Raw genomic sequence first — 16,794 nt, 5'->3', positions numbered from 1 at the left:
TACAGGAGATCGGTGATCAGGAGATCCGTGGATCGATGATCAAGGATCGGTATTCAGGTGCTCCATATTCTGGGGGGGACGGCTTCGCGTCCGAGCAATGCGGGCCGCAGCAACCGCCACAAATCAATCAGCCAACCCCGCGCCAGCAGCGCCTCACTGGCCAGGCACCGCACCACCAACAGCCCCGGCAACTGGGTCAGATCCCCGCGCACGTCATTGGGCAGTGAGCGGCACTGTTCCAGCAAATCGCTATCAATCTCCCCGGTCACCAGCAACGTCGCAAACACCGGTTGCCCATCGAGCCCGATCGGCGAGTCGAGCAAGCCATCATCCCCGACAATGCGCTGGCGTTCGTGCCAGAGCAACTGGCCGTCGCGGCGGATATCCAGTGTTGCCTGAAAGTGCCCGAGGTCGAAACGCTCGCCGCTGGCCGGACGCCCCAGCGCGACCACGTCCCAATAGAACAACCGCGCATTGCCTTCAAGGTTGATCGAGGTGCTGAGTTCAGCCTGGGCGGCGCTGAAGATGATCGTCTCCTGGGGCAGCCATTCCAGTGTTGCACCGGCCGCCACCTGCAAGTCCAGCTGCTGATAGGCGGGGCCGGCGGCGCGGTACCACTTGGCGGCGCCCGGGCTGGTGATCTGGGCCCAGGCATCGACGCCGACGCTGGCGCTGATGTCCAGCCGATCACCGCCGGCAATCCCGCCCGGCGGGTGGACGATGATGTGCTGGCACACCTCGGGCCCTTCGGCGTACAGGTGCTTTTGCACCCGCAGCGGACCTTGGTGCCGCCGCAGGACCGGGCGCGTGCTGTCGCCGAAACGGGCGTAGCCCAGCTCCAGCTCGGCGTGCCAGCTCGGGGTAAACAGGACAGTGGGTGCAGGTAAATTCATGGTTTCTAATTATCGTTAGGACGCTACAGGTTAGATCGTAACCAGACCGCGCACACCTTCGGCTTCCATATTTTCACCGCGCCCCTGTTGCACGATCTCGCCCCGGGACATCACCAGGTATTGATCGGCCAGTTCGGCGGCGAAATCGTAAAACTGTTCCACCAGCAAAATCGCCATGTCGCCCCGGGCCGCGAGCTTCTTGATCACCGCGCCGATTTCCTTGATCACCGACGGCTGGATGCCCTCGGTGGGCTCGTCGAGGATCAGCAGGCGCGGACGGCTGGCCAGCGCACGGCCAATCGCCAATTGCTGCTGTTGCCCACCGGACAAGTCCCCGCCACGGCGCTGCTTCATTTGCAGCAGCACCGGGAACAGCTCGTAGATGAACGCCGGGACTTCCTTGGCTTCAGAGCCGGGAAACCGCGACAGGCCCATCAGCAGATTCTCCTCGACGGTCAACCGCCCGAAAATCTCCCGGCCCTGGGGCACGTAGGCAATCCCGGCGTGCACCCGTTGATGCGGCTTGAACGTGGTGATCGGCTTGCCTTCCCAATTCACCGCGCCTTCCTTGGACGGCAACAGGCCCATCAGGCACTTGAGCAGGGTGGTCTTGCCCACGCCATTGCGCCCGAGCAGGCACGTGACTTCGCCGACCTTCACCTCAAACGAAAGGCCGCGCAGGATGTGGCTACCGCCGTAGTACTGGTGAAGGTGTTGGACCTGTAGCATCGGAACTCCGTTAGTTGGGCTTCAAGCGCCAAGCTTTAAGCTGCAAGTGAGAGCGGAACGGTGTACGGCTTTGCTTCAACTTGCCGCTCGATGCTTGCGGCTTGAAGCTGGCCGATTCACCTCCCCAAATAAACTTCAACAACTCGTTCATCGGCCTGCACCTGCTCCAGCGACCCTTCCGCCAGCACGCTGCCCTGGTGCAACACGGTGACGTGGTCAGCAATCGAGCCCACAAACCCCATGTCATGCTCCACCACCATCAGCGAATGCTTACCGGCCAGGCTTTTGAACAGTTCGGCGGTGAACTCGGTTTCGGCGTCGGTCATGCCCGCCACCGGTTCGTCGAGCAGCAGCAATTGCGGGTCTTGCATGAGCAACATGCCGATCTCCAGGAACTGCTTCTGCCCGTGGGACAACAGCCCGGCAGGGCGATTGACCGAGGTGGTCAGGCGAATGGTGTCCAGCACTTCAGCGATACGGTCACGTTGCTCGCCGCTCAATCGTGCCCGCAGGCTGGCCCACACCGACTTGTCGGTTTTCTGCGCCAGCTCCAGGTTTTCGAACACGCTCAAGGCTTCGAACACCGTCGGTTTCTGGAACTTGCGCCCGATGCCGGCCTGGGCAATTTGCACTTCGCTCATCTGCGTCAAATCCAGGGTTTCGCCGAACCAGGCCTTGCCGTGACTCGGGCGGGTCTTGCCGGTGATCACGTCCATCAACGTGGTCTTGCCCGCGCCGTTGGGGCCGATGATGCAGCGCAATTCGCCGACGCCGATGTACAGGTTCAGCGCGTTCAACGCCTTGAAGCCATCGAAACTGACGCTGATGTCTTCCAGGGTCAGGATCGTGCCGTGGCGCGTATCAAGGCCGGGGCCGACACGTTGGCCGAAGCCGATGTTGTCGCGGCTGGTGCCCGCGTCCTTGTTCGGTTCCACCGGGAAAAACGCGGGTTCGAGCATAAATTCCGCCGTCGCAGTGACTCTCATTTTACAAGCCTCATTGTTCGCCCCTTTTCTTCAGCAGACCGATCACGCCCTTGGGCAGATACAAGGTCACGACGATGAACAGTGCCCCGAGGAAAAACAGCCAGTATTCCGGGAACGCCACGGTGAACCAGCTCTTCATCCCGTTGACCACACCGGCGCCGAGCAGCGGTCCGATCAGCGTGCCGCGACCGCCCAAGGCCACCCAGACGGCGGCTTCAATCGAGTTGGTCGGCGACATCTCGCTCGGGTTGATGATCCCCACTTGCGGTACGTACAACGCACCCGCCAGCCCGCAGAGCACCGCGCTCAACACCCAGACAAACAACTTGAAACCACGGGGATCGTAGCCGCAAAACATCAAACGGTTTTCCGCGTCCCGCAGCGCGGTCAACACCCGGCCAAACTTGCTCTGCGCCAGGCGCCAACCGATAAACAGGCTCGCCACCAGCAACACCACCGTGGCAAAAAACAGCACCGCGCGCGTCCCCGGTTCGGTGATGCCAAACCCGAGAATCGTGCGGAAATTGGTGAAGCCGTTGTTGCCGCCAAACCCGGTTTCGTTGCGAAAAAACAGCAGCATTCCGGCGAAGGTCAGGGCCTGGGTCATGATCGAGAAATACACGCCCTTGATCCGCGAACGGAAGGCGAAGAAGCCGAATACCAGGGCCAGCAATCCCGGCGCTAGCACCACCAGACACATCGCCCACAGAAAGCTGCTGGTGCCGGTCCAGTACCACGGCAGTTCGGTCCACGACAGGAAGGTCATGAACGCCGGCAACGCATCCCCCGAAGCCTGGCGCATCAGGTACATGCCCATCGCATAACCGCCGAGGGCGAAGAACAAGCCGTGGCCGAGGGACAGCAGGCCGGCGTAGCCCCAGACCAGATCGAGGGCAAGGGCGACGATGGCGTAGCAAAGAATCTTGCCCACCAACGTCAAGGTGTAGGCCGAGACGTGGAACACGCTGATCGGCGAGAGCAGCGACATCAACGGCAGCGCCAGCAACAAAACAAGGATCACTGCGCCGACGGCAATCGTGACCCTCGGGCCGGCCTTTTGTGTTGCGGTAACGAGCAGGGGCTGGTTCATCAGTCGATCACCCGTCCTTTCAATGCGAAGAGGCCTTGCGGACGTTTCTGGATAAACAGAATGATCAGCGCGAGGATCAGGATTTTGCCGAGCACCGCACCGATCTGCGGTTCGAGAATTTTGTTGGCGATACCCAGGCCGAACGCAGCGAGCACGCTACCGGCCAACTGCCCGACACCGCCGAGCACCACCACAAGGAAGGAGTCGATGATGTAGCTCTGGCCGAGGTCCGGGCCGACGTTGCCGATCTGGCTCAACGCGACGCCACCGAGGCCGGCGATGCCCGAGCCGAGGCCGAAGGCGAGCATGTCCACCCGCCCGGTGGGCACGCCGCAGCAGGCGGCCATGTTGCGGTTCTGGGTGACGGCGCGCACGTTCAGGCCCAGGCGCGTCTTGTTCAGCAGCAGCCAGGTCAACACCACCACAAACAGCGCGAAAGCGATGATCACGATGCGGTTGTATGGCAGCACCAGGTTCGGCAACACCTGAATCCCGCCCGAGAGCCAGGCCGGGTTGGCGACTTCGACGTTCTGCGCGCCGAACAGCAAACGCACCAACTGAATCAGCATCAGGCTGATGCCCCAAGTGGCGAGCAGGGTTTCCAGCGGGCGGCCGTAGAGGTGGCGGATCACCGTGCGCTCCAGCGCCATGCCGATGGCGGCGGTGACGAAAAACGCCACGGGCAGGGCGATCAGCGGGTAGAACTCGATGGCCTGCGGGGCGAAGCGCTGGAACATCAGTTGCACGACGTAGGTCGAGTAGGCGCCGAGCATCAGCATCTCGCCGTGGGCCATGTTGATCACGCCGAGCAGACCGAAAGTGATCGCCAACCCGAGGGCGGCGAGCAGCAGGATCGAGCCGAGGGACATGCCGCTGAAGGCCTGGCCGAGCATCTCGCCGATCAGCAGTTTGCGTTTGACTTGAGCGAGGCTGGTTTCGGCGGCAGTGCGCACGCCGGCATCGGCTTCGACGCCGGGTTCGAGCAAGCCTTCGAGGCGTGTACGGGCCAACGGGTCGCCGGTTTCACCGAGCAAACGCACGGCGGCGAGACGCACGCTCGGGTCGCTGTCCACCAGTTGCAGGTTGGCTAACGCCAGGCTCAACGCGGCGTGAACGGTGTCGTCTTTTTCGCCAGCCAGTTGCTGGTCGAGGAATTTCAGCTGCGCGGGTTTGGCGCTTTTCTGCAATTGCTGCGCGGCGGCCAAGCGGGTTTTCGGGTCGGCGGCGAGCAATTGGTGGCTGGCCAACGCGGTGTCGATCAGACCCCGCAGGCGGTTATTCAGGCGCAGGGTTTTCGGTTGGCCGTCGACGGTCAGTTCGCCTTGTTGCAGGGCGTTGATCAGCTCGACACGGGCCGGATCGGGCTGCGCGGCCCAGGTTTCCAGAAGCTTGGCTTGCTGCATGGGATTGGCGGCGACGAAGTCTTCGGCGTCGCTGGCGTGGGTGGCCATCGGCAGCAAGAGTGCGATGGCGAGAAATAGACGATAAAGGGACATGGCAACGTCCTGAAAGGCGATGAGTAACCTGTAGGAGCGAGGCTTGCACGCGAAGCTTTTGGCGGCCTTGAGGTCCCCTTCGCGGGCAAGCCTCGCTCCTACAGGTTTCGTGTGAGTTCAGTCAGGTGCCTCAGTTGCTCTTCACCGCATAATCCGGCTTCTTGTCGTTACCCGCGATAAACGGGCTCCACGGCTCGGCACGGATCGGACCTTCGGTCTGCCACACCACGTTGAACTGACCGTCGGCCTGGATCTCGCCGATCATCACCGGTTTGTGCAGGTGGTGGTTGGTCTTGTCCATGGTCAGCGTGTAACCCGACGGCGCGGCAAAGGTCTGGCCGGCCAGGGCTTCGCGGACTTTGTCGACGTCAGTGGACTTGGCTTTCTCCGCCGCTTGCGCCCACATATGAATGCCGACGTAGGTGGCTTCCATCGGGTCGTTGGTCACCGCTTTGTCGGCGCCCGGCAGGTTGTGTTTCTTCGCGTAGGCTTTCCAGTCGGCGACGAATTTCTTGTTCTGTGGGTTCTCCACCGATTCGAAGTAGTTCCACGCCGCGAGGTTGCCCACCAGCGGTTTGGTGTCGATGCCGCGCAGTTCTTCTTCGCCCACCGAGAACGCCACGACCGGTACGTCGGTGGCTTTCAGGCCCTGATTGGCCAGTTCTTTATAGAACGGCACGTTGGAGTCGCCGTTGACCGTGGAGATGACCGCGGTCTTGCCCCCGGCCGAGAATTTTTTGATGTTGGCGACGATGGTCTGGTAATCGGCGTGGCCGAACGGGGTGTAGACCTCTTCGATGTCCTTGTCCGCCACGCCTTTGGAGTGCAGGAACGAACGCAGGATTTTGTTGGTGGTGCGCGGGTAGACGTAGTCGGTGCCGAGCAGGAAGTAACGCTTGGCGCTGCCACCTTCTTCGCTCATCAGGTATTCCACCGCCGGGATTGCCTGTTGGTTCGGCGCGGCGCCGGTGTAGAACACGTTCGGCGACATCTCTTCGCCTTCGTATTGCACCGGGTAGAACAGCAAGCCGTTGAGTTCTTCGAACACCGGCAACACCGATTTACGCGACACCGAGGTCCAGCAACCGAACACCACGGCGACCTTGTCCTGGGTCAGCAACTGCCGGCCCTTTTCGGCGAACAGCGGCCAGTTCGAGGCCGGGTCGACCACCACCGGTTCCAGCATCTTGCCGTTCACGCCACCCTTGGCGTTGATCTCGTCGATGGTCATCAACGCCATGTCTTTGAGGGAGGGTTTCGGAGATCGCCATGGTCCCGGACAAGGAGTGCAGGATGCCAACCTTGATGGTCTCGGCGGCCTGGACCGTCCAGGTCATGCCCATCGCGGCAATGCTTGCCGTGAGTGTGAAAGCCTTGATCAAGCTGCGACGCTTCATTGTGCGATCTCCATGAACATTGATATTTTTTTTGATGGCAGAGGCGGACTACTGAAGGCTGTTTTGCAAGGGCTGTGCCCGGTCAGGGTTTGGCCGGTAAATGTCGTGCCAGAGCGGTTGCCCGCGAGTGCCGGCGCACCAGGAAGGAACGCCGAGGATGCACGGGTGCGTCGGGTTGCGCCACATTGGGGCGCGGGCGCTGTCTCGCCACGCGATACATATGTACCGCACGCCACGCTTGGGGATGTCGATCATGAAGGCTCTTCTTCCGGTGAGCCGTTTATGGACAACTCGACTATCCCACTCCCTCCTCTTTCCTCCGGTGGTGCGGTTTTCCCCGCGCTGGGCCCCACCTTCATCAGTGCGGACGACGCCGCCTATTGGGCGCACTTGCAAACCGGTCAGCGGCGTGACCGGGCGTACGGTGCCGTCATCGTGCAAAGCGGCGATGGCAAGTACCGGGCGACGCTGCCGGTGGCGGGTAAGCGCACGCTGTATTTCGACTTCGACGACCTGCTGGCCCACGAGCCGGATTCCCAGCGTTACGTGGTGCCCGAAGGCTATGTGGGGGTGGGCTATTACATTTCCCACGCCGCCGACCGTGCCGAGCCGCGACGCGTGCACCCGGAGTGGACGGAGGAGCAAATCAGCCTGTACCTCGGTTTCTTTTTCATGGGGCACCTGGCGTCCCACCTCCAGGACCCCGGCCCCTACGGGCAGCGCCATTACCTGTCGGGGCCGGATGGCTCGCTGATCAAGTACGAATCCACCGAACCTGGCCGGGAACGGCAACTGTTTACGCCGGGCTTTACCCGCCTGGGCTCCTTCAGCGATGTCGAGCGCCTGATCCAGCACCTGGCGCACATCGGCACCCTGCAAGTGCTGGTGGCCAATGCCGCCTGGGGTGGGCGCGCGGGCACGGTGTCGGGCAACTGGACGCTTGGCACGCCGGCGCTCAACACCACCGCGCACATCGAAAAAGCGTTCTATGGACCGGTCGCCGATTACACCAGCCAGGCCATCATCGCGGCGGGCAGTGCGCAGGCCCTTGAGCCGAACAGCCGCTACCTGGGCTTCGTCCTGCGGTCGGCGGACGGTCGCGACTGTCTCGCCACTTACCCGATCGTCTCGACCACACCGAGCGCCGAGCTGACGCGGCGGCTGCGGTTCGACGACCTCAACCGGCTCAAACTGGCCGAGCCCCAGGCTTACCAACTCGACGGCGTGTATTTCATCTCCCGTGGGGACGCGCTCCCCGGTGTCCAGGAACCCTGGATGTACCCGCATTTCTTCACGCCGGACGAGTTGGCGGACGGCATACGGTTCGTCCATGAGAACAGCCACCGGCGCCGGGAAAGCGACGAGTTGCGGGTGTTCACCTGGACCCGCGAGGGGGCGGTGTTGCAATACGGTCCCGCGCTCGATGTGGCCGAACAGGCCCTGCGCAACAGTGCGACCTTCAACGAGCAACTGAGCAGCGGGACACTCCGCCCCACCGACTATGTGCGACGAGTGGCGGGCCATGGCGAACTGTCGGTGCTCCTTGGCAGCCCGCTATGGGACGTCGCCGGGCGCGTCGCGCAGGATTGGCGACCTTACGCCGGGGCCAGCCGTTTGAGCCCGGTGTTCATCACCGACGACGACGCGGCGCGCTTCGCCCAGCAGGCCATTGGCAGCCTGCGCGATCAGGCGTATGTCGGGTTGATCCTGCGCTCGGCGGACAACGGGTTTGTCGCGACCTTGCCGGTGCCCGCCTTCGGTCCCCGGTTTGTCCTCGACCGATTGTGCCCCCGGGACAGCAGCGGTGCGCCCATCGTGTTGGCCGCCGGTTATTCGCTGCACGGGCTGTACGCGTCGCGTTGGCAGGGCGATGCCAGGCCCGGCGGCGCCGACGAGGCGCATCAGCGCAGGGCGGCGCAGATGTTCACCGACGCGGATATTCACGCGCTGCTGGACAGCCGTAATGCGGTCAGCGTGGCGTACCTGTGCGGGGCGGCGGACAGCGTGCTGGCTTATCGCGGCGACGAGCGAGCACAGAGCGCCCGCACCCGGTTGCGAGAGCGCATCGCCAATCCCCACGTGAGCGATCCGCTGCCCGTGTCGGAGCTGATCACCGCCCTGGCGATCACCGGGGAATTGCGGGTCGTCGTCGGCAGTGACCTGTGGGGCGAGCGGGGCAGCCTGTTGGGTGGCGGCGTGCATCGCGGGCCCTTGGCGCCCGTGCTGGGGCCCCGATTCGCCTCGGCGGAGCAGGCCGTGCTCGACGCCCGTCAGCGCGCCCGCGCCGATTATCGGGCGGCCAGTGGCGGGCTGGGTTTTATCCTCAAGCACAAGACCCGGCAGGAATACGTGGCGACCGAAACGGTGCCGGCCAAGGACCTGAATCGCTTGAACCTGGCGAGTGATTTCGGCGCTGCGGTGCTGATCGACGAATATCGCACCCACTGCGTCTATTACGCCGCCAGTTGGCTGCTGCCGGGCCTGTACACGGCCGATGCCTGGTTCGCCCGACACTTCTTGGCCCTGACGGACCTGTTCGCTGCGCTTCACGACGACGAGGGTACGCAACGGCTGACCCATCACCAGGACCTGACCCTGTACATCGCCGCCCTGGACGGTGCCTTGCTGCGCTATCGCTATTCGAGCACCTCGACCTTGTTCGACCTGGCACAGGGCGGCCTGGGCGCCGACGACTTGCTGGCGCGCATGAGCCGTGACACACCACCCTTTGCCTCGGTCATGAACAGCATCGCGGCAGGGGGTGAATTGCAGGTTCGGATCAGCAGCGAATGTTGGGACGAAAAAGGCCGGGTGACCGCGCAATGGCAACCCTTTGCCTTAAGGCAGCGACGTCCGCTCAGCCCGGTGTTCCTCGGGCCGGATGACGCGGTGCGTTTTGTCATCCAGCACGTCGGACCGGACCGCGAGCGGGTCTACGGTGGGCTGGTGCTGCGCCGCCGGGACGGTCGGTTCGTTGCGACCATGCCGGTGGCGGTGGATGTCGAGGATTTCCCGCCCGCCTGGATTCAGCCGGACACCGTGGCCGGCAGCACAGTAGTGGCCCGGTACCATTCGCGGCGGCGGGTCGAGCCGGTGTTTGCCTTGTCCGGCGAGCAGCGGGCGCTGTATCAGAACCTGTTTTCCACGGACTTTCTGGCCGCCATCGTCTTGCCGCCGCTTAGCGGTCCGCGCTGGTCGCCGGGTGATGAATACCTGATCGGGCTCGATGACAGCCTTCTGCGCTACCGCCTCGGCGACAACGTGCAAACACGGCCACTGGCTACGGCACTGGCGACGCCCAGCCGCTTGCAGCAACGCCAAACCGTGCTGGAGTTGCAGATGCGCGCCGGGACGCTGACCCCGGGGGATCTGGTACAGCGACTGGCGAGCGCCGGACAGTTGCAGGTGGTCCAGGGCAGCCCGGCATGGGGGCGCCCAAGGCCTGTGGTGCAATGGACCGGTCCGGTATCGGCGCAGGCGCTGCAGCGGTTTGCCGTTGTCGAACCGGCGTTGAGTCCGTTGTTCACCCAACTGGATGACGCCGCCCGCCATGTGCATCGCCTGGCCCAGTCCCGTGGGGCGCTGAGGTTCGGTTATTTCCTCAAGTCCCAGGGCGCCGAGCGGTATATCGCAACGCTGCCGATCCCCGCCACCGAGGGCCCGTTGAGTGTGGAGCGGGTGTTTCCACAGGCGCAACTGCCGCCAGGGTTTTCGGTGCAGGGGCTTTATCTGCTGGCGCCGTCGGCGATCCGCCAGGACGACCTGCACCGCAGCTTCGTCTCGGTTCGGGAGCTGACGCGGGCGCTGGATGCGGTGCGGGTGTCCAGCGCCGAGGGTGACACGTACCTGGGGCTGTATCTTTCGTGTGCCGACGGTGCGTTGCTGCACTACAGCGCCACCCGGATGGCCACCGAATGGGCGAGTTTTCCGGCGACCCATGTCTACGACACATTGCTCCAGTCGGGCCACGAACCGCTGCTCGAATTCGTTCGCAAACTGATCAAGACCGGTGGGCTGCGTGTGCTGGAGCGCAGTCGCTACTGGTCGCCACTGCGGGTGGACGCCCATGGCGTGAAAACCGGTATCGGACTGGTGCGCTGGCCGCGGGAAAAACGCCAGGCGCTCGGGCCGCTGTTCGCCCATGCCGATGATGCGGCGCGGCATGCCCAGCACCGTTTGGGACCGTTCACGGGCAAGCCATACCTGGGCGGGGTGTTAGTGCTGCCCGACGCCGATTTGTGCGTAGGGATCGAGCCGTTGGAGGACAGCCCCGACAGCGACCCGGCATCACGCCTGTTTTATTCGGGGCCCGGCGGGCCGATTGCGCCGGTCACCGTGCCGGGGGCACCGTCCTTGCCGATACCGGAATTTCCAGCCGGGTTCAGGCTGGGGGCGGTCCACCAGTTTTATAAGGTCGCCCGGGTGATCAACCCGACCACCGAGGAAGAACAGCAATTGATGAATAACCTGGCCCTGGGCGATCTGTATTTCAGCGTCGATGTCCTGAAAAAAAATGCCGTGGTGGGGGCTTGTTGTTACCTGAGCGGTCGCGGGGGAGCCTTGCTCAAGTTCACCCCCAATTTCACCGCCGAGGAAACCGCGCTGCTCAAGGAAGACATGGGCGCGGGCGTCGGCCGGTTCTTCAAGCGCTTGATCGGTATCAGCCGGTTGCAGGTGCTGGAGGTGGATGGGTACTGGACGCGTCCCGGCCCGGTCACTCCGTCAGCGCTGCCTTACCCGGTCGTGCCGCCGCAACCCGCGCACGACGAACTGTAATCCACCGACCTGTTGGCTGAGCCCTTGGTGACAGGGGCTCAGCGACGACGCATCAGGCCGATGAAAAACAAGCCGCCAATCGCGGCGGTCGCCACGCCGATGGGCAGGTCTTCCGGGGCGATGAGCGTGCGTGCGGCGACGTCGACCCAGACCAGGAAGATGCTGCCGAGCAACACGCACACCGGTAGTAATCGCCGGTGTTCAGCCCCGACCAGGCGCCGGGCGATGTGCGGCACCATCAGCCCGACAAAGCCGATGGAGCCGCTGATCGACACCAACACGCCGGTCATCAACGACGCGATCAAAAACACCCGCAACCGTACGGTGCGAGCATTCAGCCCGAGTGTCACGGCCGTCTGCTCGCCCGCCATCAAAGCGTTAAGCGGCCGAGCCATCCCCAGCAACAAAACCAGTCCCAGCAACACGCTAGCCGCCGGCACCGCCAGCAATTCCCAACGGGCCAATCCGAGCCCGCCGAGCATCCAGAACATCACCGCCGAACTCGCCCGATGATCCCCCATAAACAACAGCAAATTGGCAATCGCCATCATCACGAACGACACCGCCACGCCACACAGCAACAGCCGATCACTGTCCAGCCGCCCGTTGCGATTGGCGATCATCAGCACGATCAGCATGCTCGCCAGCGCGCCGATAAACGCGGCAATCGGCAAGGTCAGCAGGCCGACGATTTCACCCACATGCAGCACCACAATCACCGCGCCCAGGGTCGCGCCGGAGGTGACGCCGAGCAGGTGCGGATCCGCCAGCGGATTACGCGTGACCGCTTGCAACACCGCACCGATCAACGCCAACCCGGCGCCGACCAACGCACCGAGCAACATGCGCGGCACGCGAATCAGCCACACGATATGTTCCTGGCCCGCCGCCCAATCCGGCACGCCGATGCCGAAGAGCTTGTGCAGCAGAATCCGCCACACCACGTCCACCGGCACCCGCGCCGGGCCGAAGCCCAGAGACACCACGCACGACACCAGCAACAGTGTGCCCAGGGCGATCAGCAGCAAGGCGTAGCGACGGTCGATCATTCGCCGTGGAACCCTTTGGCCAGGGTTTCCACCGCCAGCACGTTGTCGATGCCTGGCGTGGCTTGCACGTAGGGGATGACGATAAAGCGCTGGTGCTTGATCGCGTCCACCGATTGCAGGGCTTTGTTGTCGAGCAGGAATTGCTGTTTCTGTTCGGCGGTGACTTCGCCGTAGTCGACGATCACGATCACCTGCGGGTTGCGCTCGACCACGTTCTCCCAGTTCACACGCGTCCAGCTGGCCTCGACGTCATCCAGAATATTGCGCCCGCCCGCTGCATCGATCAGCGCTTGCGGCATGCCCAGGCGTCCGGAGGTCATGGCCCGGTCTTCGCCGCTGTCGTAGAGGAATACGCGAAGTTTGTCCGCCGGCAGATCCTTGCGCACCGCGGCGACTTGCGCCTGCATCTGGGCGATCAAGGCGTTGGCGCGGTCCTGCACGTCGAAGATTTTGCCGAGGTTGCGCAGGTCGTTGTAAGTGTCTTCCAGGGTCGCGGCGGGGCGCTTCATGACGAAGGCGCAGGACTCGGTCAACTCGTAGACATTGATGCCCAGCGGTTGCAAGGTTTGCGGCGTCAGGTCACCGCCGACGCGCATGCCGTAGTCCCAACCGGCGAAGAAGAAATCGACGTTGGCATTGAGCAGGGTTTCCACCGATGGGTACTTGGCCGCCAGTTCCGGCAGTCCGTCGAGCAACGACTGCATGGCCGGGGTGACGGACTTCCAGCCACTGACGCCGCTGTAGCCGACCATGCTTGGCTTGAGGCCGAGGGCGAGCATCATCTGGGTCATGTTGATGTCGTGGCTGACGGCATGTTTCGGCGCTTGCTTGAACGTCACTTCGCGGTTGCAGCTTTGGACGGTCAGTGGGTATTTCGTTGCTTCGGCAAAGGCGTGAGTACTGCCCAGCAGCAGGGCGAGGCACAGCAGGGAGCGCACAGTCATGGTTGGGTTATCCAGGTGATTCGGGGGTAGCCGTGAAGGGGGTGGTCGTCGATCAGCGCTTCGACGCCAAATACATCGTGCAGCAGCGACGTGGTCAGGACTGCTTTTGGCGTGCCGCTGGCGACGATGCGGCCGTGGTTGATCACGTACAACCGATCGCAAAAAGCGGCGGCCAGATTCAAATCGTGGATGCTCGCCAGAGTGCCGATGTTCAGGCGCTTGACCAGTTGCAACAGCTCCAGCTGATAGCGCGGGTCGAGGTGGTTGGTCGGCTCGTCGAGGATCAGCAATTGCGGTTGCTGGGCCAGGGCGCGGGCGAGGATCACTCGCTGTTTTTCGCCGCCGGAGAGCGTGGCGAAGGCATGGTCTTCGAAGCCCTTGAGGCCGACGGATTCCAGGGCTTGGGTAGCGAGGTGGCGGTCTTCGAGGGTGTCGCCATCGAACAGGCCTTTGTGCGGCGTGCGACCCATGGCGACCACTTCCTCGACGGTCAGGCCGAAGGCATCGGGGAATTCCTGCAAGACCACGGCGATGCGTTGCGCGCACCAGCGTGAGGATTGTTTCCAGACGTTGTGGCGGTCGAGCCGGACCTCGCCGCTTTCCGGTTTGCTGAAGCGATAGGCACAACGCAACAGGCTGGTCTTGCCGCTGCCGTTGGGGCCGATCAACCCGACAAACTCACCGGCGGCCACGTGCAACGAGGCGTCACGCAGTTGGAACTGGTGATGGCAGTGGCCGTGGCCCAGGGGTGTCCAGGCGAGGTGGGTGAGGTTAAGCGAGGTCATTGAATTCCTGATGATCATTTTGGGGCGGTACACATCCCTGTGGCGAGGGAGCTTGCTCCCGCTCGGCTGCGCAGCAGTCGCAAATTCAGCCGACGCGGTGTGTCAGGGACAACCTGGTTGTCGGGTTTGGGGTCGCTTCGCAACCCAGCGGGAGCAAGCTCCCTCGCCACACAAGCATTCCAACTTTAAAAGGTGTAATCAGCCGTGACGAAGAACGACCGCGGCTCCCCCAAAATCCACTGCTGCCCCTCATTGTATTGGCTTTGCGCGTACTGCCGGTCAAACAGATTGTTCACCTGCAACCCCAGCGTCGTATTGCGTTGCGCCTGCCACGACAACGTGGCATCGACCACGGTGTAGCTCGGCAGCTCATTGCGGTTGGCCATGTCCGCAAAACGCGCATCGACGTAACGCACACCGGCCCCGGCCTTCAGGTCATCGTTGATCGCCTTGCTCAGCCACAGATTCGCGGTGCGGCGCGGTACATCGGTCGGGCGGTTGCCGTTGTACGACACGGTCTCACCGTTCACCACCGCCGAGAAATCGTCGTACCGGGCTTTAACGATGGCCGCGTTCGCCTGCAGTTGCCAGGCGTGTGGCAGTTGCAGGTCGAGGCTGGCTTCCAGGCCATTGGACGATTGCTGGCCGACCTGTTGCTTGAGCGTCGGGTTGCCCGGGTCGTCGGTCAGCAGTTTCTTCTTGACGATGTGATAGGCCGCCAACGTGAACTCGCCGCGCTGATCCCAGAACAATTGCTTCAGGCCGATTTCGGTCTGTTTGGCGGTGGCCAGGTCGTATTGCTGCTGGCTCGGGCTCAAGGAAATCAGGCCGCCGACGCCGTCCGTGCTGGTGGCGTACTGGCCGTACAACGAAGTGTCCGGGGTCAGCGCGAAAACCAATCCGGCCTTCCAGTTGTTGCCGGTCAGGGTCTTGTCGCTCTGGCTGTCCTTGACCAGATCGGTGCGGTCGACATGTACGTAATCGCGGCGCACACCAGTCACCACAGACCAGCGCTCGCTCAGTTGCGTGCGGTTTTCGGCGAAGGCCGACATCTGCTTCGTCGTCGACTGGAACTGGCCACGGTACGGATTGGTACTTTCAAACTGACCGGGTTGCGGGTGATACAGATCCAGCGGTTGGCCATTCGGCAGCACGTCGTTGAACGGCGAATTGCTCTCGAGCTGGAAGCGGATGCGGTTGTAATCGATGCCGGTCACGGTCTGGCTGTCGAGGCCGAACAGGGTGTGTTTGAAGGTGAAGGTCTGGCGGTCGCCGACCTGTTCCTGGGTGTGGCCGATGCCGAAATAACCGCTACGGCTGAGTTGCTGGCTGTCGCGGTCGAAGTTGTAGTTCTCCGCGTTCTGCCAGCGGCGCTGGGCCTTGAGGTAATACAGCTCGTTGCTCGAACTGACGCTGTCGGTGATCTGCCAGTCGCTGGTCAGCCGCGTCCATTGATCGTTGTAGTGCTGTTTATCGTTGCTGACGTTGTAGTTCTTGTCCCGCAGGCTGTCCTTTAGGCGGCCATTGATCAGTGGCGTGCCAAAGTAATTCATCGGCTTTTGGTCGCCGTAATCGTGGGCGAGGGTGAACGACAAATCATCCGTCGCCTGCCATCGCAAAGCGGCGCTGATGAAGTCGCTGGCGGAGTCGCCGCGATCGATCCAGCCATTGCTGCGCAGGCGATTGAGGTTCAGGCGATAGCTCAGGGTATCGGTCAGCGAGCCGCCGCTGTCGAACGCTTGCTGCCGACTGTCGTAGGAACCGTAGCCAACGCGCAGGTGGTTTTCGATCTCGCCCTCGAAGGGTTTTTTCGGGATCACGTTGACCACCGCGCCCGTCGCGCCTTCGCCGTACAACACCGACGCCGGGCCGCGCAGCACATCGACGCGCTCCGCCGACCAGGTGTCCACCGGGAACGTCGCGGTGCCCATGCCGGTGTACATCCGATTGCCGTCATACAGCTGCATCACCGAGCTCTGCCCGGTAAATCCCCGCGCCTGCAACGACGTGCCGCCATCCCCCGGCGTGCCGGTGCGGCTGATCCCGGTGCTGCGCGACACCGCGTCCTGCACGTTGCGATCACCCCGCGCGCGAATCTGTTCGCCGCTCAGGCTTTCGACGCTGGCCGGGGTTTGCATCGCCGTGAGGTTCAGGCGCGAACCGGCGGTGGTCGGTGTGTTGAGGCTGACGGTTTCGTCATCGACGGCCGCTGCGGTGATGGTGCCGGTGGGCAGCGTCAACGGTTGCGCCTGGGCGTCGTTGTTCAGGGCGAGCAGGCAAAGACTGGACAAGAGGTACTTGTTCATCGGGGCGGTGAATCACTTCTGCAAAGAAAACCCGCGACATTCCTGTTGCGGGCGGGGCGGCGCATTTGCGTTATACAGTAACACTAAAAATGACCGAGGGATAAGCGCGCGAAGTCTACAGATCCCTCTAAGGCGCGCATCTCGGCTGATTCATGGTGAAGGTGAGGCGGATTCAGGTTGCGTGGTGCGTCGAGTTTTTTATCTCCAGACGGTCTAGCCGACTGTCACTTTTGACAGTAGATCGAATTCTCTGGCGGCGTTAGTTTTGAGCCTTGTTGATAGTGAAAGGGAGTGCTGATCATGTCCGTATCAGGGATCAGCAAAGTCATCGGTCTTTTGGCTT

At 62.9% G+C, this 16,794-nt stretch carries 10 protein-coding genes and 1 pseudogene; 1 reads left to right on the top strand and 10 read right to left on the bottom strand.

The window, feature by feature from the left end:
• Positions 1-53 precede the first annotated feature (53 nt).
• The 6 genes and pseudogenes from ACZ89E_RS19465 to urtA all read right to left on the bottom strand — a co-directional run bounded on the left by ACZ89E_RS19465 (position 54) and on the right by urtA (position 6,537).
• Complete coding sequence (locus tag ACZ89E_RS19465) at positions 54-893, bottom strand: urease accessory protein UreD (protein WP_476256275.1); 840 nt, start codon at positions 891-893, stop codon at positions 54-56.
• Between the two features lie 30 nt (positions 894-923).
• Positions 924-1,622, bottom strand: a complete 699-nt coding sequence (urtE, locus tag ACZ89E_RS19460) for an urea ABC transporter ATP-binding subunit UrtE (RefSeq protein ID WP_463259264.1) — start codon at positions 1,620-1,622, stop codon at positions 924-926.
• 116 nt (positions 1,623-1,738) lie between these two features.
• The gene (urtD, locus tag ACZ89E_RS19455) at positions 1,739-2,608 is read right to left on the bottom strand and encodes an urea ABC transporter ATP-binding protein UrtD (protein WP_149660633.1); all 870 of its coding nucleotides are present in this window, start codon (positions 2,606-2,608) and stop codon (positions 1,739-1,741) included.
• 10 nt (positions 2,609-2,618) lie between these two features.
• Positions 2,619-3,698, bottom strand: a complete 1,080-nt coding sequence (gene urtC, locus ACZ89E_RS19450; RefSeq protein ID WP_476256274.1) for an urea ABC transporter permease subunit UrtC — start codon at positions 3,696-3,698, stop codon at positions 2,619-2,621.
• Entirely contained in the window at positions 3,698-5,194 is a 1,497-nt protein-coding gene (gene urtB, locus ACZ89E_RS19445) for an urea ABC transporter permease subunit UrtB (RefSeq protein ID WP_463259266.1), read from the bottom strand. Before urtB ends, urtC begins: the two co-directional genes overlap by 1 nt.
• A 130-nt stretch (positions 5,195-5,324) precedes the next feature.
• Positions 5,325-6,537, bottom strand: a pseudogene (gene urtA / locus ACZ89E_RS19440) (urea ABC transporter substrate-binding protein).
• 336 nt (positions 6,538-6,873) lie between these two features.
• Here urtA and ACZ89E_RS19435 point away from each other — a divergent pair.
• The gene (locus ACZ89E_RS19435; protein WP_476256273.1) at positions 6,874-11,367 is read left to right on the top strand and encodes a hypothetical protein; all 4,494 of its coding nucleotides are present in this window, start codon (positions 6,874-6,876) and stop codon (positions 11,365-11,367) included.
• Between the two features lie 38 nt (positions 11,368-11,405).
• On the opposite strand, the gene ACZ89E_RS19430 is transcribed toward ACZ89E_RS19435, so the two are convergent.
• The 4 genes from ACZ89E_RS19430 to ACZ89E_RS19415 form a co-directional block, all read right to left on the bottom strand.
• Positions 11,406-12,416, bottom strand: a complete 1,011-nt coding sequence (locus ACZ89E_RS19430; RefSeq protein ID WP_149660638.1) for a FecCD family ABC transporter permease — start codon at positions 12,414-12,416, stop codon at positions 11,406-11,408.
• Positions 12,413-13,360, bottom strand: a complete 948-nt coding sequence (locus ACZ89E_RS19425) for an ABC transporter substrate-binding protein (protein WP_476256272.1) — start codon at positions 13,358-13,360, stop codon at positions 12,413-12,415. The genes ACZ89E_RS19430 and ACZ89E_RS19425 overlap by 4 nt, the downstream gene beginning before the upstream one ends.
• A complete protein-coding gene (locus ACZ89E_RS19420) occupies positions 13,357-14,145 on the bottom strand; it encodes an ABC transporter ATP-binding protein (protein ID WP_476256271.1) in 789 nt (262 codons plus the stop codon). Before ACZ89E_RS19420 ends, ACZ89E_RS19425 begins: the two co-directional genes overlap by 4 nt.
• A 185-nt stretch (positions 14,146-14,330) precedes the next feature.
• Entirely contained in the window at positions 14,331-16,451 is a 2,121-nt protein-coding gene (locus ACZ89E_RS19415; protein ID WP_476256270.1) for a TonB-dependent receptor, read from the bottom strand.
• Positions 16,452-16,794: the final 343 nt, after the last annotated feature.

The sequence above is a fragment of the Pseudomonas sp. TE3899 genome (assembly GCF_056279105.1).
The sequence above is the reverse complement of the archived record's forward strand: the minus strand, read 5'-3'. Positions and strand labels throughout refer to the sequence as shown.